A 22,881-nucleotide genomic window follows, 5' to 3' on the forward strand; every position below is an offset into this window, starting at 1 on the left:
GCAGCGCATCGCCGCCCGCCGCTTTCCAGGCCCTGCCCCGTGCCCCGTTCCCTCGTGGCAACACTCTTCCCTCGCGCCCTTCGCCCCCTCGGCCCTATCAATCCCATCAGCCCCATCATTCCTCTCGGCCTTCTCAGCCCCTCGGTTCTCAGTCGCGCCCCAGCACGAGCGTCCCCGACGAACAGAACCAGCCGCCCGTCCCCGATGCCACCGCCAACTCCGGCGGCTCGCCGTCCCTCCTGCGCACTTGGCGCGCGCCCGCCTCCCCGCGCAACTGCCGTACCGCCTCCACCAGCAGGAACAGCCCGCGCATCCCGGGGTGGCAGGCGGACAGCCCGCCACCGTCCGTATTGACCGGCAGCCCGCCCGTCAGGCCGGTCCGGCCCTTCTCCACGAACGCACCGCCCTCGCCCTTCGCGCAGAATCCCAGGTCCTCCAACGTCACCAGCGTCATATAGGTGAACGCGTCGTAGATCTCCGCGAAGTCGATGTCCGACGGTCGCACCCCCGCCCGCTCGAACGCCAGCCGACCCGAGACCGCCGCGGGGGAGAGGGTGAAGTCGTCCCACTCGGACATGGTGGAGTGGGAGACGTGCTCGCCCGCGCCGAGGATCCACACGGGATCCTTCGCCGTGTCCGGTACCCGGTCCTCGGCGGCCAGCAGCACCGCGCACCCGCCGTCGCTGCGGATGCAGCAGTGCAGCTTGGTGAACGGATCCGCGATCATCGGCCCCGACAGCACGTCGTCCACGGTGATCGGGTCGCGGAACATCGCGTCCGGGTTGGCCGCGGCGTTCGCCCGTGCCTGGACCGCCACCTCGGCGAGCTGCTCCAGAGTCGTCCCGTACTCGTGCATGTGGCGGCGGGCGGCCATCGCGTACTTCGCGATCAGCGAGTGCCCGTACGGCACCTCGAACTGGAGCGGCCCGCGCGCCCCGAAGGAGAGGTTGGACGTGCGCCGGCCTGCCTTGATATCCGCCCGCGCCGTCGACCCGTACACCAGCAGTACGGCATGGGCGTGCCCCGCGGCTATGGCGTCCGCCGCATGGGCGGCCATCACCTCCCAGGTCGAGCCGCCGACCGCGGTGGAATCCACCCAGGTGGGCTTCAGCCCCAGGTACTCGGCGATCTCGACCGGGGCGAGCGCACCGAGGCCGGCGGAGGCGAAACCGTCCACGGCGGACCGGTCCAGGCCCGAATCGGCCAGGGCCCGACGAGCGGCCTGGGCGTGCAGGGCGTACGGCGTGGTGTCGTCGACGCGTCCGCAGTCCGCGAGCGCTATGCCGACGACGGCGACCTTGCGACGGGAGGCAGACATGAATCTGACGGTACATCAGATTCGCTCCTGGTGGACCGGCACGGATGGCACTCGCTGGGGGGCCGGTGGGGATGACTCTTGTGGGTGGACCGGATCGGGTGGGGCGTCGCGGGGCGTTGCTTCGGCGGGCTGCTTCGGGCGGGGCGTCGCGGGTGGATCGCTTCGGGTCGGCGCTATGGGCGGGCTGCCCGGGGCGGGTCGGTTCGGACGGGGAGCTCTGGGTGGGTCGACGCGGGCGGGTCAGTGCGGGCGGAGGTGCTCCGGGTCGGCCCCCGGGCGCGCGGCTCTGGGCATCTTGCCGGGTCGCCTCTAATATGACGGACCGTCAGATCAGAGGTCGGGGGCCAGAGACCGGGGCCGCTGAGCGGAAGGAGCCCGACGATGGACGCCGCCTTCACCGCGGAACAGGACGCGATCCGCCGCACCCTGCGGGAACTGCTCGCCGAGCACGCCGGATCCGACGACATCCGGAGCGCCGTACGCACCGCCGACGGCTACGACACCTCCCTGTGGCGCAGGCTGGCCCGGGACCTCGGGCTGCCCGGTCTCGCTCTTCCGGAGGAGTACGGGGGCATCGGCTGCGGCCTCACCGAACTCGCCGTCGCCTGTGAGGAGACCGGCCGGGTCCTGCTCCCGTCACCACTGATCGCCACCGCCGCCCTCGCCGCGCCCTTGATCGCCGTACTCGGCACCGAGGCCCAGCGCACCGCGCTGCTGCCGCGGCTCGCCACCGGGGGGCTGACCGCGACCCTGGCCGTCCCGGGTGCCTCGCTTCCCCTCGCGCTCGGCCTCACCGGTGACCCGGCCGACGGCGCCTGGGCGGGTGGCGGCCGGGCGGGCGGCATCCAGGCCGCGCCGACCGCCGACGGGAGCGGCTGGCGGTTGTACGGGGAGGCCGCGCAGGTCCTCGACGGACACAGCGCGGGGCTGCTCGTGGTCGCCGCCCATACCGGCGGCTTCCCGCGCAGCCGTACGCTCCTCTTCCTGGTCCGCCCGGACGAGACGGACGGCGTCGTCCGCGTGCGCCGCACCTCGCTGGACGAGACCCGCCCGCTGGCCCGCGTCGAGCTGCGCGACGCCCCGGCCGAAATCCTGGGCGCGGACGACACCGCCGATGTGACCGGCGTGCTGGCCGCGGCCGGACACCCGGTCGCCGCCCTGCTGGCGGCGGAGGCGGTGGGGGCGGCGACGAGCGCGCTGGAGCGGACCGTGGAGTACGTCAAGGTGCGCGAGCAGTTCGGCCGGGCGATCGGCTCCTTCCAGGCAGTGAAACACCGTCTCGCGGACCTGTATGCAAGGGTGCGGGCGGCGCGCTCCGCGGCGTACTACGCGGCCTGGGACCCGGCCGCCGCAGGGGGACTCGCCCTCGCCCAGGCCCTGGAGACGCTGCGGATCACCGGGGCGGAGACCGTCCAACTGCACGGCGGGATCGGCTTCACCTGGGAGCACGATGCGCACCTCTACTTCAAGCGGGCCGCCGCCGGAGAACTGCTCTTCGGCCCCGTCCACGCGCTCCGCGACCGTGCGGCACGGCTGGCCGGGTTGTTCGCACCGTGCGACGGCGCCTCGCCGCACGGCATACCGACCGCTGCTCCGCCACTCGCCGCCGTGCCGCCTTCCGGCCCGCCGCCCGCCGCCCCGCGCGAAGCCGCTCCGGGGACGGCGAGCGGGCGGGTGGTCGTGTGATGGCGGCGGGCGTCCGGCTGGTCCAGAGGGTCTCCGCCACCCGGGCCTTCGCGAAGATCGCCCCACACGTCATCCCGGCCATGGACCAGGCGGTGCACCGGCTCACGCGCGGCAAGGTGCTGCTCAGCGCCCGGATGCTGCCGGGGCTGGTCCTCACGGTGCCGGGCGCCAGAAGCGGACGGCCCAGGACCACTCCGCTGGCCTGCATGCCGGAGGGCGGGGCGGCCGTGCCTGGGGACGGGGCGCCGCGGAGCTGGATCCTGGTCGGCAGCAACTTCGGCCGTCCGGGGCATCCGGCCTGGACGGCGAACCTGCTGGCGGGCCCCGACAAGGCCGTCATCAGCTGGAACGGGCGCGACATCCCGGTGCGCGCCACCCTTCTGACGGGCGCGGAGCGGGAGGCGGTGTGGCAGGCGGCGCTGAGGTTCTGGCCTCCGTACGCGTCCTACCAGGAGCGGGTGGAGCGGGAGCTCCGGCTCTTCAGGCTGGAACGGTCGGGTGAGGCGAGGCGCTGACCGCGCTCGGGCTGAGTGGCCGGACGGGTTGGTCGGGGGGAGTGGCCGGACGGCCGCCCCGAGGGGTGACCCGACGGGCGATTCCATGGTGGGCCGGACCGAGGTGAACCAGCAGGGAGGACGTGGTGATCCGGTGGACCGGACCGAGGCGAACCAGCAGGCAGGACGTGGTGATCCGGTGGGGCGGATCGGTCGGACGGGCCGCGGTGAGCCAGTGGGGTGAGGCGGGGTGGGCCGGTGGGGCCGAGCGGAGCGAACCGGGATCTGGAGGCCCGGATACGCCGACGGCGGACCACACGTGTGGTCCGCCGTCGGCGAGACAGGACCTGGGGCACCCGGATCGGCCGGGCGGTACCCAGTACGGGAAGTGAGGGGGGAACCCGGCGCGACTACCTCGTCGGCCTCTTGCCGGTGATGCCCAGATGCACCAACAGAGCGAGGTTCGGCTTGAGTTCGGCCTGCTTCACGCCCCAGGTCGTGAAGCCCTTCTGATGGGAGGCGACCGCGGCCAGCATCGCGACCAGCGAGCCGGCCATCGCGGCGGCGCTGACCTCCTTGTCGACCTTGCCGCGGGCCTGGAGGTCCTTCACCGCCTCCGTGAGGGAATTGGTCACCGAATTGAGGATCTTCATGCGGATCTTGTAGAAGCGCTTGTCGCCTTCCGCCGCCCCCAGGTCGACCACGCGCAGGATCGCGTCATGATGTCGCCAGAAGTCGAGGAACCCTTCGACGAGCTCTTCGGCGGTCTGCCAGCCGGCTTTGCCGACCCAGGAGCGGCCGGCGACCAATTCGGTCAATCCGGCGCCCTCTTTGGCCATTTCCTCGGCGATCTCAAGGACGGCGCCCTCGACATCGGGGAAGTACTGGTAGAAGGTCGCGGGTGAAGTCCCCGCCCTACGGGCCACGTCGATGACCTTGACGTCCCGGTACGGCGAGGAACTGAGCATCTCGCTGAGGCAGTCGAGCAGCTTCTGCCGCGTTGCCTGTCCACGCCGACCGGCCACGCGGCCGTCGACGGTGCGTACTTGTCCTGTCATGCCGTCAGCTTACCGAGGGGTGATCCCAGCGCGATTCGGCCGACTGCAAATGGGGAGCCCCGCAGGTGCCTCGGGGGGTGTGGCCGAAAACCGACGTACGGGCCCTACGCAGGGATAAGTCCTATCAACAGCCTGTGGATAACTTCAGTGGATAACTTTCTGTGATGGTGTGAATGTCGAACGTTTCTTCGAAGGGTGAGTCCGGTGTGGTCACCCGGGGCGCGTTCCGCGCCACTGGCGGTTACTTTGGCTGTGACGAGCGTCACCGATGCGAATCGTGAACCGCCATGGGCGGCCGACCGCGACCACGAGCGGCCGGGGGTGTTCAAGAGCGGTCGGGAGCAACGGCGTGAACACGGAAGGACCGGGCCATGGCCGCATTCGCGCGATCCGCGCCGTGCTGGGTGGATGTGCAGCTTCCCGATCTCGAAGCCGGCAAGCGCTTCTACGGTGAGCTGTTCGGCTGGACCTTCCGGCCCGGCGACGGCCCGTACGCGGACGCGTTCAGCGGGGGCAGGCTGGTCGCCGCCCTCGCCGCCAAACAGGACGGACGGATGCCCACCGCTTGGGGCGTCTACTTCGCCACCGACGACATCGTCGCGTCCGTCGCCCGGATCAGGGAGGCCGGTGGCGCCGTGATCACCGATCCCGTACGGGTCGGCCGGGCCGGTGCGGTCGCCCAGGCCGCCGACCCCGGCGGAGCGGTGTTCGGGCTCTGGCAGGCCGACGAGCGCGAGGGCTTCCAGAAGCAGAACGAACCCGTCTCGTTCTGCTGGACCGAGGTCCACACCCGGCAGAAGGGCCGCGTGGACCCCTTCTACGAAGAGGTGTTCGGCTTCCAGGGCACCGACCTCGACGCCTCCGGCGCCGACGTTTCCGGTACGGGTTCCTCCGGTGCCGGTGCCGGTGCCTCCGACATCGTTGCCTCCGGAGCCGCGGACTCCGGCACCGCTACTTCCGGAGCCGCGGACTCCGGCACCGACTTCCGTCTGTGGTCCCCGGCAGACGCCGAACCGGGGCCCGACACGGCGATCGGCGGCCGGAGCGTCATCACCGACGCCTTCCCCGCCGAACTGCCCAGTTACTTCCTGGTCTACTTCGCCGTCGAGGACTGCAACTCCACCGCCGGGCACGCCGTACGCCTCGGCGGGCGCATCACCGCGCCGCCCTTCGACATCCCGTACGGGCGGATGGCGGTGCTCCAGGACGATCAAGGCGCCGAGTTCGCCGTACTTCAGCCCGCTGTGTCCGGGAAGCGGGCGGAGTGACCTGTGACACCCCGGTCCGCCCCCGGGTTCGCAACCGAGGGCTCAGCCAGGAACAATCGGGGTGCGCACCGCCGGGTGGTGCCCAGTGGTGAGACGCCGCACGAGGCGGGTTTTCGCGGTCTTCCGTTTCGGGAGGTCCGTACGGGGAGGTGGCAGTGCAAGTGGTGGAGCAGCTGACGCAGCACGACCCGAGGCGGATCGGCCCGTTCGAGGTGCTGGGACGGCTCGGGGCCGGCGGCATGGGGCTGGTCTATCTCGCCCGCTCGGCTTCGGGCCGACGGGTGGCGATCAAGACCGTGCGTACGGAGCTCGCCGAGGACCAGCTGTTCCGGGTCCGCTTCACGCGTGAGGTGGAGGCCGCCCGCGCCGTCAGCGGGTTCTACACGGCCGCGGTGGTGGACGCCGACCCGCGGGCGGCAGTCCCCTGGCTCGCCACCGCCTATGTGCCCGCGCCCTCGCTGGAAGAGATCGTGAACGAGTGCGGGCCCATGCCGGCGCAGGCGGTGCGCTGGCTCGCCGCCGGGATCGCCGAGGCGCTCCAGTCGATCCACGGCGCCGGGCTCGTCCACCGCGACATGAAGCCCTCGAACGTGCTCGTCGTCGAGGACGGCCCCCGGGTGATCGACTTCGGCATCGCGTCCGGGGTCTCCAACACCCGCCTGACCATGACGAACGTCGCCGTCGGCACCCCCGCGTACATGTCCCCCGAGCAGGCCAGGGACTCCCGCAGCGTCACCGGCGCCAGCGACATCTTCTCGCTCGGCTCGACGCTGGTCTTCGCCGCCACCGGACATGCACCGTTCCACGGGGGCAACCCCGTCGAGACGGTCTTCATGCTGTTGCGCGAGGGCCCCGACCTGGAGGGACTGCCGGACGAGCTTCGTCCGCTGATCGAGTCCTGCCTGCAGATGGACGCCACCCTGCGGCCCAGTCCTGCCGATCTCCAGGCTCAGCTCGCCCCGCACCTCTTCGCCTCCGGCGACGACAGCGGTACGGCCTCGGCCTGGCTGCCGACCACCGCCACCGCGCTGATCGAGCAGCGCCGCGGCGGCCGCAAGCCCGTCCCCTCCGCGCCGGTACCCGCGTCCGAACCCCCTCCCGCCCCGGCCCCGATGCCCCCGCCGCCCCAGCAGCCACCGGCCGCCGACCCGCACCCGGCCTGGCACGGCGACGCCGACCCGCACCCCGTGGCCCCGGCAGTGCTGCCCGACGGCGGCGGCCCCGTCCGGCTGCCCGGTACCCAGGTGCCGATCGGGCCCGGCCCGCGTGCCCAGGACGTGCGGGCCGCTGCCACGGCCGCCCCGGACGCCGGGCCCGCGACCGGCTGGGTGCGTCCGCCCGCCGGAGCGAACGGCGGTGCGGGGTTGAACGGCGGCGCCGGAGTGAACGGCGGTGCCGGAGTGAACGGCGGTGCCGGGTTGAACGGCGGCGCCCCGCCCGCCCCGATGCCCGCGCCGACGCACACCCCCGACGCCTCGCCCGCGGACCCCGACCGCTGGCGGCCCTGGCGGTTCCGGATGTCCAACGACCTCTGGGGCACCCCCGTCGTCGTCGGGGACCTCCTCTACGTCACCTCGTTCGAGGTACACGCCCTGGACATCGGCAACGGGCGGCGCCAGTTCAAGACCCGGGACGTGGCCTGGGTGATGTCCGTCGACGGCGGCCGTATCCACGCCTCCGACGGACCATCGCTGTACGCCCTGGACGCCATGACCGGTGCCGAGCAGTGGCGGCTGCAGACCGATGCCTGGGTGTACTCCCTCAGGGCGGAGCGCGGCACCGTCGTCACCGGAACCCGGGGCGGCGGTGTCCAGGCGTGGGAGGCGTCCACGGGCGAGAAGCTGTGGGAGGCCGTCGGCGTACAGACCGACTTCGAGTCGCAGGACGCCGGGCCCGCCCTCCACGACGGCACGGTCTTTCTCTGGCAGGACGCCCGGCTGCGCGCCGTCGACGCGCGCACCGGCATCGAGCGCTGGTCGTACCCCATCGGTGACGCGGTCTCCTGCGGTGGTGTGCCGGTTCGGGTGACATCGGCGCCGGACGGTTTCGTGTACATCAGCGCCGGGGCCCGGGTGCTGGCCGTCGACCTCGTGTCCGGTCACGTCCGCTGGCACTTCGAGTCGCCCGCGGTGTTCCTCTCCGCGCCCGCGTTCGCGCCCGGCCCCGCCGTCACCGGGGGCGGCGTGTATCTCGCGGACTACCTCGGCACGGTGTACGCGCTCGACGCCTCGACCGGCAAGGACCGCTGGCGGATCGCCACGGAGTCCCGGCAGTCGATCGAGCCCGTCCTGGTGGCGGGAGGGCACGTCCATGTCGGCAGCGGTAGCGCGCTGTACACGCTCGACGCGGTCACCGGTACCCCGAAGTGGCGGTTCGCGGCGGGCGGCGACGTGGTGGGCACACCCGTGGTCGCCGACGGCCGGGTGCACTTCGGCTCCGCCGACCACGTCCTGTACACCCTGGACGCGGCGGGCGGTCAGCTCCGCTGGAAACTGGCGACCGGCGGTGAGATCACGGGATCCCCGGTGGCGCGCGGCGGTGTCGTGTACGCGTGCAGCAAGGACCGCTGTGTGTACGCGCTGGACGCGCTGAAGGGAACGGCTACCGGGAATCGGGCCCGTGCATAGCAACGGGTCGCAGATAGCAACGGGTCGCAGATAGCAACGGCTCGCGGGCTCAACAACGGGTCGCAGGCGTAACAACGCCTCGCGGGCACAGCAACGGGCAGTGGCAAACGGGTTCCAACGGCCCGGGTACGACGACCGGGTCCGGGCCTGGCGCGGGCGCCTGGGGACACGGGACTTCGGGGAAGACACGGGACTTCGGGGAAGGCGCCGGAACCCCGGCGCAGCCGGGACCGTCTCGGGGCAGCCGGGACGTCAGGGGTCAGCGTCCCGGGCCGACACCTGGTCCGGGACCGGGGCCCTCGTCCGGTCCGGTGTAGGGGTACGGGTCCTCTCCGGCGTGCGGGTTCGGTCCGGCGTGGGGGCCGGTGTGCGGGCCCGGTCTGGGCCCTTCGCGCGGGTCCCGGTCCGGTCCGGTGTACGGGTCCGCCTCCGGCTCCGGAAGGGTGCTCGTCTGCGCGGACGGTCCCGGTTCCTGCGTCGGCGGCCAGGTGTCCGGGTGCTCCGAACCGGGCGCCGTGTACGGCCGGGCCTGCCCCTCAGGCACGGGCCTTCGTCCACCGCGCCGCCCGGCCATCATGGCCGCGCCCAGCAGGGTCAGCACCCCGCCCACCGCCGCGCCGGCCACACCCCACCGCAGCCCGGAACCACTGGTCGTGATCCCCAGACCGCCCGCTGTCTGCCCCTGGCGCACCATCCACAGCACGGTGAACCCCAGCACCAGCACACCCGCCACCGCCACCAGCGACCGGGAGCGCAGTACGACCCCGATCAGCGTCAGCAGCGCCGTGAAGAGGAAGAACGCCAGAATCGAACCCAGCAGACCCGGCCGGCCGGACGTGATGCCGGTGAACGGGTCCAGAATCCCGTAGTGACGTCCGAGACGGCCGCCGTACCAGTGACGGAAGGGGCTCAGCACGGCGATCGCCGCACCGACGAGGGCGAAGACCGAACCGAGGACATTGCGGATCATCGTCCGCCTCCTGCCTGCGCACGGACGCTACGACGGGTGCCTGCGCATGGACCGGTGAGAGAGACCGGTGCGGAGCGCCGCTTCACAGGTCCTGTGTCCGTCACGGCCCCGTGTCACGGGTCGGCACCACTCGCTCCCGACGCTACGCCCGCCCCACGGCCCTCGCCACCGTGCGCTACCGTGACGCGGTTGTCCCATGCACAACAAGCGTGTGGGGGCGACCGCGCGAGGACTGTGGCACAGGACAACGACACGCGAAGGACAACCACACAAGGGGGGCTGCATCGATGATGCGGCAGCACGTCAAGCTATCCGCGGTACTGCTGGTGGCGGTGCTCGCACTCACCGGGTTCTCGACCGGCCGAGGCCACTCCAGCAAGGGCAGCAGGGGGTCGAGCAGCAGCGGTGGCGGCTGCTCCAGTTCCGAGAAGAGCAACAACGACTACCGCCGCAGCGGCTACCGCTACGACAACCACCATGGATCGTCGACCGGTACCGGTGGCACGACCTCGTCCGGTTCGGACGAGGTCGACGCCTATGTGTTCCGCTGCGCCCAGCCGCCGAAGGGCAAGAGCAAGGCCGTCACCACCGCGACCATCAGGCTCACGGCGAAGGCCACCGGTTCGCGCACCTACGAGGTCGACGTGGACTTCCTCGACGCGCTGGGCAACACCGTCGACACCGGCGAGGCCCGGGTGAACGCCGTGGGCGGAGACACCACGACGGTGTCCGTGCGCATGGACCACCCGCGCAGGGTCTCCAAGGTCCGCAAGTGCCGCGTCGAGGCTGAACTGAGCTACTGAGCCGCGGCGGGAAGCTCATCGCAGCCGGAAGCCGCCACCGCCCCGCCCCTGGAAGAGTTCGGTCTGCCGTTCCGGCGGCAGGTTGCCGAGCGCGATCAGGTGCGGGGCGTGGGCCAGGGCCTGCGCCCTGGCCGCCTCCTTCGCGGACCACACCGCCCGCACCGTCCCCTGCACCGCCTCCGTCGGGTACGAGGCGATCACCTCCGCCGACCGCAGGGCCGCCGCCACCGCGTCGCCCGGTGCCGTCACCTCGCCGACCAGGCCGATCTCGTACGCCCGCCGGGCCGTGATCCGTTCCGCCGTCCCCATCAGGGACATCCGGGCCACCTCCCCGAACGGCATCCGCTGCGCCATGGCGATCGCCTCGTACGCGCTGACCATGCCGTACGTGGTGTGCGGGTCGAAGAACGTCGCCGCCTCGGACGCCACGACGAACTCCGACTCGCCCAGCAGATAGAACGCCCCGCCGCAGGCCATCCCCTCCACCGCCGCGATCACGGGCTTCCACAGGTCGTTCGCCTTCGGTCCGATCGCGAGCAGCGGATCGTCGATCGTGTACGGGGACGAGGGCTGCGGCACCTCGGCCGACCGGTCGATGCCCGTGCAGAACGCCCGCCCGCCCGCGCCGGTGAGGACGACTGCCCGCACCTCGTCGTCGTACCGGAACGCCCGCCAGGCGGCGGCCAGTCCGGCGGCCGTCTCCGGATCGATGGCGTTCAGTCTCTCCGGCCGGTCCAGGGTGACGAGCGCGACCCCGGACCCGTGGTCCGTCTCCGTCCGCAGGCTCATCGACCCGTCCACAGGCTCATCGACGCCCTCCCCTTCCCTTTCCCTCACCGCTCCAGCAGCCAGCGCACCAGGGCGGTCCCGGAGGCGTCCGGGCAGAACACCGCCCGCACCGGCGCCCCGATCCGCAGCCGCCCCGGATCGACCGAGTCCAGTGGGGCATCCGGTCCACTGACCACGTTCCCGACCAGCCGGATCCCCGGCGCGTCGGCCAACTCGACCACGGCGGCGTTGTACGGCGCCTGCGCGGCGTACGCGGGCAGCAGCGGCGGATGCGGCAGCACGTACGACCAGATCCGGCCGCGTCCGCTCATCTGCCGCCACTCGCTCGCGAAGGACCGGCAGTGCGGGCAGCACGGCCGGGGCGGGAAACGCAGCCTTCCGCACTCCGGGGCGGCGCACGCCTGGACCCGGAGTTCGCCGCGGGCCGCGTACTCCCAGAAGGGGGCGCCGTCGTCGTCCACGACCGGTGCCAGCAGGGCGGCGTCTCTCTGGTTCGACTGTTCCACTCCTCCACTCCTTTCGCTCAGACTCGGACCCTCGGACCCTCGGCCCCTCGGACCCTCAACCCGTCAGTTCCTCAGTTCCTCAGCAGTACGGCCGACGTGGGCACGCCCTCACCAGCCGTGACCAGGCACGTTCCAGCGTTCGGGACCTGGGCGGTGGAGGTGCCGCGCAACTGCTTCACTCCCTCGGTGATCAGGTTGAAGCCGTGCACATATGCCTCGCTGAGCCCGCCGCCCCCGGTGTTGACGGGCAGCCGCCCGCCGGTCTCCAGCGCCCCGCCCTCGGTGAACGCGGCGCCCTCGCCGCGCCCGCAGAAGCCGTAGCCCTCCAGCGACAGGGGGATGAGCGGGGTGAACGCGTCGTAGATCTGTGCGACGTCCACATCGTCCGGGCCGAAGTCGGCCTGCTTCCACAGCTGCCGGGCGGCCGTCCACGCCGGGCCGGAGAGCGGATCGTCGTTCCAGTAGTTGACCATCCCGTGGTGCTGGGAGGGCAGACCCTGCGCGACGGAGTGGATGTAGACAGGGCGCTGCCGGCAGTCCCGGGCCCGTTCCGCGGAGACGACGACGCAGGCCAGCGCACCGTCCGTCTCCAGGCAGTTGTCGAAGAGGCAGAGAGGTTCGCTGATCCAGCGCGAGGTCATATACATGTCGCGCGTCAGCGGGCGTTCGTACATCATCGCGTCCGGGTTCTGGTTGGCGCGGTTGCGACAGGCGAGGGCCACGTTGAAGAAGTGGTCGCGGGTCGCCCCGTACTCGTGCATATAGCGCCGGGCCAGCATCCCGATCTCATCGGCCGGCCGCAGCAGCCCATACGGACGGGTCCACTGGGCGGGGGTGGGCAGTTGGACCGTGGTGTTCTTCCACGGGCGGGGCCCCGAGCCGCGTTTCCGGGACCGCCAGGCCACCCCGACGCTCGCCTGCCCGGTCGCCACGGCGGCGGCCAGATGCGCGACCGTGGCGCATGAACCCCCGCCCCCGTAGCCCACCTTGCTGAAGAAGGTCACATCGCCCGCGCCGATCGCCTTGGCGACCTCGACCTCGTCGGTCTCCTCCATCGTGTACGAGGCGAAGGCGTCCACCTCCGAGGCGTCGATGCCGGCGTCGTCGAGGGCCGCGACGATGGCCCGGCAGGCCAACTCCTTCTCGGAACCGGGCAGTCGTTTCGCGAACCGTGTCTGTCCTATGCCGGCTATCACCGTTCTGTCCTTGAGTGCCGCCACCGCCACCTCCGAGACCGTCCCGACCGCTGACAGCGGCAGAGGCTACAGCTAATCTGACGGATAGTCAGCTACTGGTGGTCGGCTACCGCGTCAATCAGCTACTGCGTCAATCGGCTCGGCTACCGCGTCAATCGGCTACTGCGTCAGGAGGACGAGCGATGCGCGGCGACGAGGAGTGGGGCAGCGTCCCGGGGCTGGTGCGCGCGGCGGCGCGGCGGTACGGGAGCCGCGAGGCGGTGGTCGAGGGCCGGACCCGGGTCTCGTACGCCGAACTCGGCGAACGCGTCGAACGGGCTGCCGCCGCGTGCATGGCCTCGGGCGTCGAGCCGGGGGACCGGGTCGCGGTGTGGGCCCCGAACACCCTGGACTGGATCGTCTCCGCGCTCGGCGCCGTCACCGCCGGGGCGGCCCTCGTCCCCCTCAACACCCGCTTCAAGGGCACGGAGGCGGCGTACGTCCTGCGGCGCAGCCGGGCGAGGCTGCTCTTCGTCACCGGAACCTTCCTTGGTACCTCGTACGTGGCATCGCTGCGCAGGTCCGACGTACCCCTCCCGGATCTGGAACGGGTGGTGGTGCTGGCGGACGCCGCCCCCGACGACTACCTCACCTGGAAGGACTTCCTGGCGGCGGGGGAGGGGGTCCCCGCCGCGGCGGTCCGGGCGCGTGCCGAGGCGATCGCCCCCACCGACCCCTCCGACATCATCTACACCTCGGGCACCACCGGCCGGCCCAAGGGAGCCGTCATCACCCACGCCCAGACCCTGCGCTGCTACGCGGTCTGGAGCGAACTGGCGGACTTGCGCGAGGGCGACCGCTATCTGATCGTGAACCCCTTCTTCCACACCTTCGGCTACAAGGCGGGGGTGCTCGCCTGCCTGATGCGCGGCGCGACCATGGTGCCGCAGCCGGTGTTCGACGTGGACACGGTCCTGGCCAACGTCGCCGCCGAACGCATCTCGGTGCTGCCCGGCCCGCCTACCCTCCACCAGTCCCTGCTCGACCACCCGGCCCGGAGCGCCCACGACCTCTCCGCCCTGCGCCTGGTGGTGACGGGTGCGGCGGTGGTCCCGCTGCGGCTGGTGGAGCGGCTGCGCACGGAGCTGGGCATCGCGACCGTCCTCACGGCGTACGGTCTCTCCGAGGCGAGCGGCATCGTCACGATGTGCCGCCGGGGCGATCCGGGGGAAACCATCGCCTCGACATCGGGCCGGGCGATCCCGGGCACGGAAGTCCGCGTCCTGGCCGAACCGGGCCGTCCCGGCGAGATCCTCGTCCGCGGCTTCAACGTGATGCGGGGCTACTTCGAGGACCCGGGGGCCACGGCGGCGGCCATCACCCCGGACGGCTGGCTGCACACCGGTGACGTGGGCGTCCTCGACGCGCACGGCAACCTCCGGATCACCGACCGGATCAAGGACATGTTCATCGTCGGCGGCTTCAACGCGTACCCAGCCGAGATAGAGCAGATCATCGGCCTGCACCCGGACGTCGCCGACGTGGCGGTCGTCGGCGTCCCCGACCCTCGCCTGGGCGAGGTCGGCCGTGCCTACGTGGTCCGCCGGCCGGGCGCCGCGCTCACGGCCGACGACCTGATCGCGTGGTCGCGCCGTGAGATGGCGAACTACAAGGTCCCGAGGTCGGTGGAGTTCGTGCCCGGTCTGCCGCGCAACGCCGGCGGCAAGGTGCTGAAGGGGGAGCTGCGGGGGCGGGCGGTCTGACGGTCCGCCTCGCGTCCGCGGTGCGCGGGTGCCCGCTGCGAGCCGGTGCGGCGCGTGGCCACCGGATGGCCATCGCGTGTGCCGATGCGGGGGCGCGAGCCGTTGACTCGCGCTCCCCCGCACGGCTTCAGGCCCGTGGATGCGCCACGGCCGCGACGGCTCCCCCTCCGCGCCGCCGCGGCCGTTCCCCCCGTGCCAGTCGGGTCTAGGCGGTCGGCTTGAGCGGCTCCGACGTGGCGTGCTGGTCCAGCGTGGTCAGTTCTTCACCGGTCGCGTGCTGGTCCTGCGTGGTGGTCGGAGCCTTCGGCTCGCTGGTCGCGTGCTGGTCCGCAGGCTTGAAGATCGGGTCCTGCTTCTTGGCGTCGGCCATGGTGGTCAACTCTCTCTGAGCGCACTGAGTGCAATGGCTTGGCAAGGCCCGCCCGGCTGTTCCCCCGTGGACTGCCGGGCGGGCCCCTGTCGGGCCGCTCACCATAGTGGTGTGGCCGTTGTCGCCCCCGTCTGCCCCCCGACGCGACGGATCGACTGCTATGAGCATGAAGGGTGGTGATAAACGAACGATGAACGTCTCGGGCTCAGGAGGCCGTCGCAGGCTCCAGCAGCGACCGGACCGCCTCCGCTTCCGGGGAGCCGAGTTCCTCGTAGATATTCAGTGCCTCACGCCAGCAGACCTGTGCACGCCCGGTCTGACCGATTCCGGCAAGGGCCCGTCCGAGCACGGTCAGCACGTTTCCGCGACGCCATTCGCCGCCGATGCCCCGCAGGACGGTGAGGGCCGACTCGGCGAACTGCGCGGCCTGGGCCGGTCGACCGGCGACGATCTCGACCTCGGCCAGCCGGAAGAGGGACATGCCCTCCCACAGTCGCTGTCGACTGTCGCGGAAGACTCCGAGGGCCTCGTTCAACTCATCTGCCGCGGCGGACAGTTGCCCACTCTGGGTGAGGGCGAGCCCCAGCGCGTAGCGGCCGTTCGCGCTGCGTAGCTCGTGTCCCATGGACTCGTAGATCTCGATGCCGGACTGGGCGAGGGCGATGGCGCTCTCGGTGCGGCCGGTGGCCAGGTGGATACGGGACAGATTGCACAGGGCACTGGCTTCTCCGGGGCGGTTCTCGTCCGCCCGGAACGCCTCGATGGCCTGGGTCAGGAAGGCTTCGCCGTCTGCGTGGCGGCTCTGGTACAGGGCGATGATGCCGCGAGCGTTGGAGGCCCAGCACGCCGGCAGGGGATCACGAACCGTGTCGGCGAGCCGGATCGCTTCCTGGGCTTCTCGATCGGCGTGGTCGAACCGCCCCGCGAGCTGATGCACATTGGCCAGCGACATGACGGCCCGGCCCTCGGCCCGCCGGTCTCCGCAGCGACGGGTGGCTTCCCGCAGGGTGATCGCGGATGCCTCGTACTGCTTCGAGTTCGCCCCGGACTCGCCCAGGTCGAGGGCGGCGTACAGCAGATCGACGGCGCGGCGCAGGGTGGCGGGGCCGGTGGACTGGCAGACGCAGGCCAGCAGGTTGGTCGCCTCGGCGTAGAGCCAGTCCAGTGCCGAGTGCCGGTCGGTGAAGCGCAGTCCCGCATGCCGCGTCGGCTCCAGGTGGTCCACCAGCCGGTCCCCCGGCCGCTCCAGGGCGTACACCCCCGCCGCCGTCGCGAGGTAGAAGTCCAGCAGCCGCGACAGCGCCGCCTCACGTCCCTCCGGGGGCCGCTCGTCCCGTTCCGCGCAGGAGCGGGCGTAGAGGCGCACCAGGTCGTGGTAGCGGTAGCGGCCCGGGGCGGCGGACTCCAGGAGGCTGGTGTCGACGAGGGACTCCAGGACGTCCTCGGTGGTGTGCACGTCCAGGTCGAGCAGCGCCGCCGCGGCGGCCAGGGAGATGTCGGGGCCGTCGGCCAGGCCGAGCAGGCGGAAGGCGCGGGCCTGGGCGGGTTCGAGCTGGCCGTAGCCGAGTTCGAAGGTGGCTTTCACCGCGAGGTCGCCGGCCTGGAGCTCGTCGAGGCGGCGGCGTTCGTCGGCGAGCCGGGCGGCCAGGGCGGAGACCGTCCAGGTGCGGCGGGCGGCGAGACGGGAGGCGGCGATGCGGATGGCCAGAGGGAGGAAGCCGCAGGCGGCGACCACGTCGAGGGCGGCCTCGCGTTCGGCTTTGACGCGGTCCTCGCCGACGATGCGGGTGAAGAGCTGGAGCGCCTCCTCCGGGGACATCACGTCCAGGTCGACCAGATGGGCGCCGGCCAGGTCGACGAGCCGGACACGGCTGGTGACCAGGGCGGCGCAGCCGGGCGTGCCGGGGAGCAGGGGACGGATCTGGGCCGCGTCGTGGGCGTTGTCGAGGACGACCAGGATGCGGCGGCCGTCGAGCGTCGAGCGGTAGAGGGCGGCGCGTTCGTCGAGCGAGTCGGGGATGGCCGAGTCCGCCGTGCCCAGGGCGCGCAGAAAAGCGCCGAGGACCGTCTCGGGTTCGGCGGCGCGGGCGCCGGCGCCCTGGAGGTCCACGTAGAGCTGGCCGTCCGGGAAGTGCTGGCGTGCCTGGTGGGCGACGTGCACGGCGAGGGTGGTCTTGCCGACGCCGCCGATGCCGGCGAGTGCCGAGACGGCCATGACGGAGCCCTCGGCGGTCGCCAGCCGGTCGCCGAGCTCCCGGACGAAGGCGGCGCGGCCGGTGAAGTCCGGCACGGTGGCCGGGAGCTGGGCGGGGCGCACGGGTACGTGGGCCGGGGCCGGCTGGTCGGCGGGGCGGGCCAGTTCCTCGTCGGCCCGCAGGATGCGCTGCTGGAGCTGGGAGAGTTCGGGGCGCGGGTCGACGCCCAGTTCGTCGGCGAGGAGCCGGCGGGTGTCCGCGTACACCGCGAGCGCCTCCGCCTGCCGACCGCTGCGGTACAGGGCGACCATGAGGAGTTCGCGCAGCCGCTCGCGCAGTGGATGCGCGGCGGTGAGCGCGGTCAGTTCGGAGATCGCCTCCGCGTGGCAGCCGAGGTCCAGGTCCAGGTCCAGATGGATCTCGGTGAGCTGGAGCCGCCATTCCTTCAGGCGGGTGCGCTGGTTCTCGGCGTACGGGCCGGGCACGGAGGCCAGCGCCTCGCCGTCCCACAGGCCGAGCACCTGGTCGAGCAGGGCGCGGGCCTGGGCGCGGTCGCCGCCGACGCGGGCCTTCTCCGCCTCGGCCGCCAGATCCTGGGCCACGGTCAGGTCGACGGCGTCGTGACGGGTGCGGATCGCGTATCCGCCGGCGTCGCTGACGAGCGTCTGCGGGTCGAGGACCTTGCGGAGCCGGGAGGCGTAGGTGCGTACGGCGGCGAGTGCCTGCGAGGGCGGACCCTCGCCCCAGATGCCGTCGATGAGTTCGGCGGCGGTGGCGGTACGGCCGTTGCGCAGCAGCAGCGCGGCCAACAGGGCGCGCTGCTGAGGGGAACCGGACGGCAGGGCCTCGCCGCCCCGCCATGCCCGTACCGGACCGAGGACGGAGAAGCGCAGACCGTCGCCGTCGGCGGACCGCTGTCGCGGAGCACGTTGCCCCGGAACTCGTGTTCGCGGTCCGTTGTCACGGTCCATGGCCGCCTCCTGTTCTGCTCGCCTTGCCGGTCCTGCCGATCGTGCCTCTGTGCTGTTCGTCCCGGATCACCCGCCTCCCCCGCTCCGGTCAGGAGGGGCGCATCCGGATTTCTCCGTACCGCTGGTATCGCGCCCAACAGTCTGCCTTGTCGCGGGCGAAGACGTCAGCAGTGGGTGACGCTCTGCACAAGCCCTCGACAACGGACGTGGAACGAGGATCCGCACATGGAGCTGACGGTTCGTCAGATGCGCGCTACCGTGAAGGGCATGGAGACCTTCCCCAGGATCATCTCGGTGGACGACCACACGGTGGAGCCCTCTCATGTCTGGCGGGACCGGCTCCCGTCCAAGTACCTCGACCGTGCTCCCCGGATCGTCCGCGCGCCGCTCAGGGAAATGACCTTCATGGGGGGCAGATTCGCGCCTGTGATGGGTGCCGAGGGGGACGAGGGCCCGATCGGCGACTGGTGGGTGTACGAGGACCTGCACCGGCCGCTCACTCGGCTGGACACCGCGGTCGGATACGACCGGGACGAGATCAAGCTGGAGATCATCACCTACGAGCAGATGCGCCCGGGGTCGTACTCGGTCCCCGATCGGCTCTCCGACATGGACGCCAACCACGTCCAGTCCGCCCTCTGTTTCCCTACATTTCCCCGCTTCTGCGGTCAGACCTTCACCGAAGCGAAGGACCGGGAGCTGGGGTTGCTCGGTGTGCGCGCGTACAACGACTGGATGGTGGAGGAGTGGTGCGGGCCCGAGGCGCACGGCCGGCTCATCCCGCTCACGCTGATCCCGCTCTGGGACGCGGAACTGGCCGCGGCCGAGGTCCGGCGCAACGCGGGACGAGGGGTGCGCGCGGTGGCGTTCTCCGAGATACCTCCACATCTCGGGCTGCCCTCTATTCACACGGACGAGTGGGATCCGTTTCTGCGGGCCTGTGACGAGACCGGGACGGTGATCGCGATGCACATCGGCTCGTCCTCGCGCATGCCCTCCACCTCGGCCGACGCCCCGCCCGCCGTCGGTTCCACCATCACCTTCGCCAACTGCTGCTTCTCGATGGTCGACTGGCTGATGAGCGGCAAGTTCGAACGGTTCCCGAACCTCCGGATCATGTACGCGGAGGGGCAGATCGGGTGGATCCCGTACATCCTGGAACGCGCCGACGTGGTCTGGGAGGAGAACCGGGCCTGGGGCGGTGTCGCCGACAAGGTCCGCCGCCCGCCGTCGGAACTGTTCGCGGACCATGTCTACGGCTGCTTCTTCGACGACGCCTTCGGGCTCAGGAACCTGGACTCGATCGGCGTCGGGAACGTGCTGTACGAGACGGACTACCCGCACTCCGACTCCACCTGGCCCCGGTCGCGCGAGGTCGGCGAGGCGCAGATGGGGCATCTGGACGCCGAGGTGGTGGAGCGGATCGTGCGCCGCAACGCGATCGAGCTGCTGGGTCTGACGGACGACGGCCTGTGGGCCGGCCCGGGCGGGCGGTAGCGGGGCCGGGGGGCCGGGGGCGCGGACCGGAGACCGGAAGGCGGCGGGCGGAAGCCGGAGACCGGAAGGCGGCGGGGCGCGGGAAGAACGCGAAGCCTCACGCACGGCGTGTCCTGCGCGAGCGGGTGCGTTCTTCCGTGGCTCCGAGGTTCCGTGGCGCGGGAGCCCCGTGGGGTCCGGCACATGGCCGAACCCCTGCCGTGTGACGGACCCCTGCCGTGTGACGGACACCGACTGTGTCCCGGCCCGGACGGCAACAGATTCCGACGGCGTCAGGTTCCGACGACAACAGGCTCCGACGGCGTCAGGCCATGACGGCCAGGCCATGACGGCCAGGCCATGACGGCCAGGCCATGACGGCCAGGCCATGACGGCCAGGCCATGACGGCCAGGCCATGACGATCAGACCCTGATGACCGGCTCCTGGAGTTCGGTCACCCACGCGTCCCGGTCCTCGGGGCACTCCAGGCTGACCTCACGGGCGTACCCGGCGGAGCGGAAGTCATGGGCATCGATCCAGCGCGCCAGGGCCTGCGCCGTCGGCAGCACGTCGTCCATCGAGCCCCGGTGGACGACGGTCGCCGCCTCGACCGGGGGCAGTTCCACCACCGTGATCCCGGTGTCGCCCAGCGGACCCGGCCGGGCGCAGACCGTCACCCCGGCGTGGACGACGACCGCGCCGCCGCCCTCAGGGGCATCCTCGTAGCGTGCGATCCCGGGGCCGCTGGGGCTGACGCCCGCCGCCGCCAGCAGTGGGAAGAGCCGGTCGTACAGTGGCCCGATCACCGGACCGATGTCCTCCGGCTCGAAGCCCGCCGCGACACCGGTCAGCTCGGCCACCCGCACCGCGGGAACCTTCCGAACCACCACTTCTTCCGCGGACATGCATTCCTCGCTTTCGATCGACCGGAGCCTCGCCTCGACCCGCGCCAGCCGTGCCGCGGTCGTCGCCATGACCTCTTCCAGCTCCGCCCGCCGCAGCCGCAGCATTCCGCGCAGTTCCTCCGGACCCACCCGTTCGTCGAGGATGGCGCGCACCTGCTGGAGCGTGAAACCGAGATCCTTCAGCGCGATTACGCGGTTGAGACGGGCGAGTTGGGCCGCCGTATAAAAGCGGTATCCGGTGGCGGGGTCGGTGCGCTCGGGGCGCAGCAGTCCGATGGCGTCGTAATGGCGCAGCATCCGAGGCGAAACACGCCCGTGCCTGGCGAAGTCTCCGATGGTGAACATGATGATTCCCAGTGCAGCGCTTCACACGGTGTCAGGGTCAAGAACCTTCCCGACGCGAAAAGGCAGGAGCCCCGCTCCCCGGCGAGAAGGGGGAGCAGGGCTCCTTGGGTACTGCTCGTCAGCCGCGATCGGCCGACCCGGGCCACTTAGGCCGGGGTGACGTTCTCCGCCTGCGGACCCTTGGGGCCCTGGGTGACGTCGAAGTTCACGACCTGGTTCTCCTCGAGGGAGCGGAACCCGGACGCGTTGATCGCGGAGTAGTGGACGAAGACATCCGGGCCGCCGCCGTCCTGGGCGATGAAGCCGAAGCCCTTTTCAGCGTTGAACCACTTGACGGTTCCGGTAGCCATAAGCCCTCCTTGGGCCAAAGGGTTGCCCTGCTCCAGAACCTGCAAAGAAGTCTGAAAACTACAAAAGCCTGCGGGTCACATGCTCCGCAGGCTCTGTACTGCAAGGGAAACCAAACTGCAACTTGCGTCGAGCCTAGCACGCAGCGTGTGCGGAAGGGTAGAGGGAAAGATCACTTCACTCGGATGTTTCATTGCCGTGCGGATGAGCTGATGAAGTACGAGTCCGGGAGAGTGACGCGCGGGCGTCTCCCGGGCGTCTTCAGGGCGTCTCGGGAACGTCTTGCGGGGCGACTTCGCGGGGGTGCGAACGGGGTCGTGTGGGAACTCGGGCGGGAGGGGCCGGGCGGGAGAGCCCGGGCGCGGGGCCGCGAGGGAGACTCGGGCGGGACCGCGATGAAGCGTACGCAGGGGCTGCGAGGAGCTGCGAGGGGCCGCGAGGGCTGGGCGCGCGGCCGGGAGTGAGGGGATCGCGCCGGAGGGGCGCGACGTCGCTCCGCAGGGGCCCGCGGCGCGTTGCCTTCCCGGAGGCGGTTGCGGTGCGTCCCGGCAGAGGGGCGGCGGTGTCGTGTGCACCCGGTTCCCTTCGAGTGGCGCCGCGGGTCTAGCCTCGCGACGTGGACAATTCAACCGTTTCAACCGCCGTGGGCGACGAACGTCGCAGCCGGCCGCGCGTCGGTCACATTCAGTTCCTGAACTGCCTCCCGCTCTACTGGGGGCTGGCGAGGACCGGGACCCTGCTCGATCTGGAGCTCTCGAAGGACACCCCCGAGAGACTCAGTGAGCAACTGGTCGAGGGGCATCTCGACATCGGTCCCGTGACGCTGGTCGAGTTCCTCCGCAACGCCGATGACCTGGTCGCCTTCCCGGACATCGCGGTGGGTTGCGACGGGCCCGTCATGTCCTGCGTAATCGTGTCGCAGGTGCCGCTGGAGCAGTTGGACCGGGCCCGGGTGGCGCTCGGTTCGACCTCGCGCACCTCTGTGCGGCTGGCCCGGCTGCTGCTCGCCGAGCGGTACGGGGTCAGCCCGGACTACTACACCTGCCCGCCGGACCTCGGTGTGATGATGCAGGAGGCGGACGCCGCCGTGCTGATCGGCGACGCCGCGCTGCGGGCCAACCTGCATGACGCACCCCGTCTCGGCCTCCAGGTCCATGACCTGGGCCAGATGTGGAAGGACTGGACCGGCCTGCCGTTCGTCTTCGCGGTCTGGGCGGCGCGCAAGGACTTCCTGGCGGCCGAGCCCGACCAGGTGCGCAAGGTGCACGAGGCGTTCCTGGCCTCGCGGGACCTCTCCCTGGAGGAGGTCACCAAGGTCGCGGAGCAGGCGGCGCGCTGGGAGGCGTTCGACGCGCAGACGCTGGAGCGGTACTTCACGACCCTGGACTTCCGCTTCGGCCCCGACCAGCTCGCGGGCGTGGCGGAGTTCGCCCGCCGGGTCGGTTCCGAGGCCGGGTTCCCGGCGGACGTGAAGGTCGAGCTGCTCGACGTCTGACCGGACGGGAGGACGCGGAAGAGGCGCGGGAAGGCGGGGTACGGGTACGGGCGGACACCCCGGAAGAGCACCCCGGATGGACACCTCGGATGGGCGCCGCGGGCGGGCGCCGTGTGCGACGGCACGGTAATGGGTTCGAGATACGGGTGAAACTCGAACTTTCGGGGTAGAAAAGTCACGCCGCGCTTCTCGGCGTCGCCTTCCGTGCTTCTCCCTTGCTTCTCCGTTGCTTCTCTGTGCCTCTCCGCTTCCTTCTCCTCACCGACTTAACGGTTCGGGTGAATAAGCGGCGAATAGTCGATTCCCGGAAGCTGTCCG

At 71.4% G+C, this 22,881-nt stretch carries 18 protein-coding genes; 8 read left to right on the forward strand and 10 right to left on the reverse strand.

The window, feature by feature from the left end; translation table 11 throughout:
- Positions 1-148: 148 nt before the first annotated feature.
- Entirely contained in the window at positions 149-1,318 is a 1,170-nt protein-coding gene (locus ACIHCL_RS06075; protein ID WP_399857417.1) for a thiolase C-terminal domain-containing protein, read from the reverse strand.
- Positions 1,319-1,699: 381 nt separating this feature from the next.
- On the opposite strand from ACIHCL_RS06075, the gene ACIHCL_RS06080 reads away from it, so the two are divergent.
- Positions 1,700-3,004 (forward strand): acyl-CoA dehydrogenase family protein, encoded by a 1,305-nt coding sequence (locus ACIHCL_RS06080; RefSeq protein WP_399857419.1) that lies wholly within the window; start codon positions 1,700-1,702, stop codon positions 3,002-3,004.
- Positions 3,004-3,519: a nitroreductase family deazaflavin-dependent oxidoreductase gene (locus ACIHCL_RS06085; RefSeq protein WP_399857421.1), complete on the forward strand. Its 516-nt coding sequence runs from the start codon at positions 3,004-3,006 to the stop codon at positions 3,517-3,519. The genes ACIHCL_RS06080 and ACIHCL_RS06085 overlap by 1 nt, the downstream gene beginning before the upstream one ends.
- Before the next feature lie 389 nt (positions 3,520-3,908).
- Here ACIHCL_RS06085 and ACIHCL_RS06090 read toward each other — a convergent pair whose 3' ends face one another.
- On the reverse strand, positions 3,909-4,556 hold the full coding sequence (locus ACIHCL_RS06090) for a TetR family transcriptional regulator (RefSeq protein WP_399857423.1): 648 nt from the start codon (positions 4,554-4,556) through the stop codon (positions 3,909-3,911).
- Positions 4,557-4,927: 371 nt separating this feature from the next.
- Between ACIHCL_RS06090 and ACIHCL_RS06095 the strand changes: the two genes are divergently transcribed.
- Together ACIHCL_RS06095 and ACIHCL_RS06100 are read left to right on the forward strand one after the other, a co-directional pair.
- Positions 4,928-5,824: a VOC family protein gene (locus ACIHCL_RS06095; RefSeq protein WP_399857424.1), complete on the forward strand. Its 897-nt coding sequence runs from the start codon at positions 4,928-4,930 to the stop codon at positions 5,822-5,824.
- A 161-nt stretch (positions 5,825-5,985) separates the two neighbouring features.
- Positions 5,986-8,451: a PQQ-binding-like beta-propeller repeat protein gene (locus ACIHCL_RS06100; RefSeq protein WP_399858032.1), complete on the forward strand. Its 2,466-nt coding sequence runs from the start codon at positions 5,986-5,988 to the stop codon at positions 8,449-8,451.
- Between the two features lie 259 nt (positions 8,452-8,710).
- Here the strand turns inward: ACIHCL_RS06100 and ACIHCL_RS06105 are convergent, their stop codons facing one another.
- Complete coding sequence (locus tag ACIHCL_RS06105) at positions 8,711-9,421, reverse strand: hypothetical protein (protein WP_399857426.1); 711 nt, start codon at positions 9,419-9,421, stop codon at positions 8,711-8,713.
- Between the two features lie 287 nt (positions 9,422-9,708).
- Here ACIHCL_RS06105 and ACIHCL_RS06110 point away from each other — a divergent pair, with 287 nt between their 5' ends.
- A complete protein-coding gene (locus ACIHCL_RS06110; protein ID WP_399857428.1) occupies positions 9,709-10,224 on the forward strand; it encodes a hypothetical protein in 516 nt (171 codons plus the stop codon).
- A gap of 15 nt (positions 10,225-10,239) precedes the next feature.
- Here ACIHCL_RS06110 and ACIHCL_RS06115 read toward each other — a convergent pair whose 3' ends face one another.
- From ACIHCL_RS06115 to ACIHCL_RS06125, 3 genes are all read right to left on the reverse strand, one after another.
- Positions 10,240-11,013: an enoyl-CoA hydratase/isomerase family protein gene (locus ACIHCL_RS06115; protein ID WP_399857430.1), complete on the reverse strand. Its 774-nt coding sequence runs from the start codon at positions 11,011-11,013 to the stop codon at positions 10,240-10,242.
- Between the two features lie 44 nt (positions 11,014-11,057).
- The gene (locus tag ACIHCL_RS06120; RefSeq protein WP_399857432.1) at positions 11,058-11,519 is read right to left on the reverse strand and encodes a Zn-ribbon domain-containing OB-fold protein; all 462 of its coding nucleotides are present in this window, start codon (positions 11,517-11,519) and stop codon (positions 11,058-11,060) included.
- A gap of 71 nt (positions 11,520-11,590) precedes the next feature.
- Complete coding sequence (locus ACIHCL_RS06125; protein ID WP_399857433.1) at positions 11,591-12,739, reverse strand: lipid-transfer protein; 1,149 nt, start codon at positions 12,737-12,739, stop codon at positions 11,591-11,593.
- 158 nt (positions 12,740-12,897) lie between these two features.
- Between ACIHCL_RS06125 and ACIHCL_RS06130 the strand changes: the two genes are divergently transcribed.
- On the forward strand, positions 12,898-14,457 hold the full coding sequence (locus tag ACIHCL_RS06130; RefSeq protein ID WP_399857435.1) for a FadD3 family acyl-CoA ligase: 1,560 nt from the start codon (positions 12,898-12,900) through the stop codon (positions 14,455-14,457).
- A gap of 205 nt (positions 14,458-14,662) precedes the next feature.
- Here ACIHCL_RS06130 and ACIHCL_RS06135 read toward each other — a convergent pair whose 3' ends face one another.
- Positions 14,663-14,827, reverse strand: a complete 165-nt coding sequence (locus tag ACIHCL_RS06135; RefSeq protein WP_399857437.1) for a hypothetical protein — start codon at positions 14,825-14,827, stop codon at positions 14,663-14,665.
- Between the two features lie 205 nt (positions 14,828-15,032).
- Entirely contained in the window at positions 15,033-17,993 is a 2,961-nt protein-coding gene (locus ACIHCL_RS06140) for a BTAD domain-containing putative transcriptional regulator (protein ID WP_399857439.1), read from the reverse strand.
- A gap of 267 nt (positions 17,994-18,260) precedes the next feature.
- Here ACIHCL_RS06140 and ACIHCL_RS06145 point away from each other — a divergent pair, with 267 nt between their 5' ends.
- Positions 18,261-19,490, forward strand: coding sequence for an amidohydrolase family protein (locus ACIHCL_RS06145; protein WP_399858035.1), 1,230 nt, complete (start codon positions 18,261-18,263; stop codon positions 19,488-19,490).
- A 402-nt stretch (positions 19,491-19,892) separates the two neighbouring features.
- Here ACIHCL_RS06145 and ACIHCL_RS06150 read toward each other — a convergent pair whose 3' ends face one another.
- Complete coding sequence (locus ACIHCL_RS06150) at positions 19,893-20,720, reverse strand: MerR family transcriptional regulator (RefSeq protein WP_399857441.1); 828 nt, start codon at positions 20,718-20,720, stop codon at positions 19,893-19,895.
- Positions 20,721-20,866: 146 nt separating this feature from the next.
- Complete coding sequence (locus tag ACIHCL_RS06155; RefSeq protein ID WP_003967102.1) at positions 20,867-21,070, reverse strand: cold-shock protein; 204 nt, start codon at positions 21,068-21,070, stop codon at positions 20,867-20,869.
- Between the two features lie 614 nt (positions 21,071-21,684).
- On the opposite strand from ACIHCL_RS06155, the gene ACIHCL_RS06160 reads away from it, so the two are divergent.
- Positions 21,685-22,563, forward strand: coding sequence for a menaquinone biosynthetic enzyme MqnA/MqnD family protein (locus tag ACIHCL_RS06160; RefSeq protein WP_399857443.1), 879 nt, complete (start codon positions 21,685-21,687; stop codon positions 22,561-22,563).
- The last annotated feature ends 318 nt before the right edge of the window (positions 22,564-22,881 follow it).

This window comes from Streptomyces sp. NPDC052042 (genome assembly GCF_044548345.1).
Lineage (GTDB): Bacteria > Actinomycetota > Actinomycetes > Streptomycetales > Streptomycetaceae > Streptomyces.

Coding starts and splice junctions, on each gene's coding strand:
- ACIHCL_RS06090 (WP_399857423.1), bottom strand. CDS start 4,556: ATGACAGGACAAGTACGCACCGTCGACGGCCGCGTGGCCGGTCGGCGT.
- ACIHCL_RS06155 (WP_003967102.1), bottom strand. CDS start 21,070: ATGGCTACCGGAACCGTCAAGTGGTTCAACGCTGAAAAGGGCTTCGGC.
- ACIHCL_RS06075 (WP_399857417.1), bottom strand. CDS start 1,318: ATGTCTGCCTCCCGTCGCAAGGTCGCCGTCGTCGGCATAGCGCTCGCG.
- ACIHCL_RS06145 (WP_399858035.1), top strand. CDS start 18,261: ATGGAGACCTTCCCCAGGATCATCTCGGTGGACGACCACACGGTGGAG.
- ACIHCL_RS06105 (WP_399857426.1), bottom strand. CDS start 9,421: ATGATCCGCAATGTCCTCGGTTCGGTCTTCGCCCTCGTCGGTGCGGCG.
- ACIHCL_RS06095 (WP_399857424.1), top strand. CDS start 4,928: ATGGCCGCATTCGCGCGATCCGCGCCGTGCTGGGTGGATGTGCAGCTT.
- ACIHCL_RS06150 (WP_399857441.1), bottom strand. CDS start 20,720: ATGTTCACCATCGGAGACTTCGCCAGGCACGGGCGTGTTTCGCCTCGG.
- ACIHCL_RS06135 (WP_399857437.1), bottom strand. CDS start 14,827: ATGGCCGACGCCAAGAAGCAGGACCCGATCTTCAAGCCTGCGGACCAG.
- ACIHCL_RS06115 (WP_399857430.1), bottom strand. CDS start 11,013: ATGAGCCTGCGGACGGAGACGGACCACGGGTCCGGGGTCGCGCTCGTC.
- ACIHCL_RS06140 (WP_399857439.1), bottom strand. CDS start 17,993: ATGGACCGTGACAACGGACCGCGAACACGAGTTCCGGGGCAACGTGCT.
- ACIHCL_RS06085 (WP_399857421.1), top strand. CDS start 3,004: ATGGCGGCGGGCGTCCGGCTGGTCCAGAGGGTCTCCGCCACCCGGGCC.
- ACIHCL_RS06080 (WP_399857419.1), top strand. CDS start 1,700: ATGGACGCCGCCTTCACCGCGGAACAGGACGCGATCCGCCGCACCCTG.
- ACIHCL_RS06130 (WP_399857435.1), top strand. CDS start 12,898: ATGCGCGGCGACGAGGAGTGGGGCAGCGTCCCGGGGCTGGTGCGCGCG.
- ACIHCL_RS06110 (WP_399857428.1), top strand. CDS start 9,709: ATGATGCGGCAGCACGTCAAGCTATCCGCGGTACTGCTGGTGGCGGTG.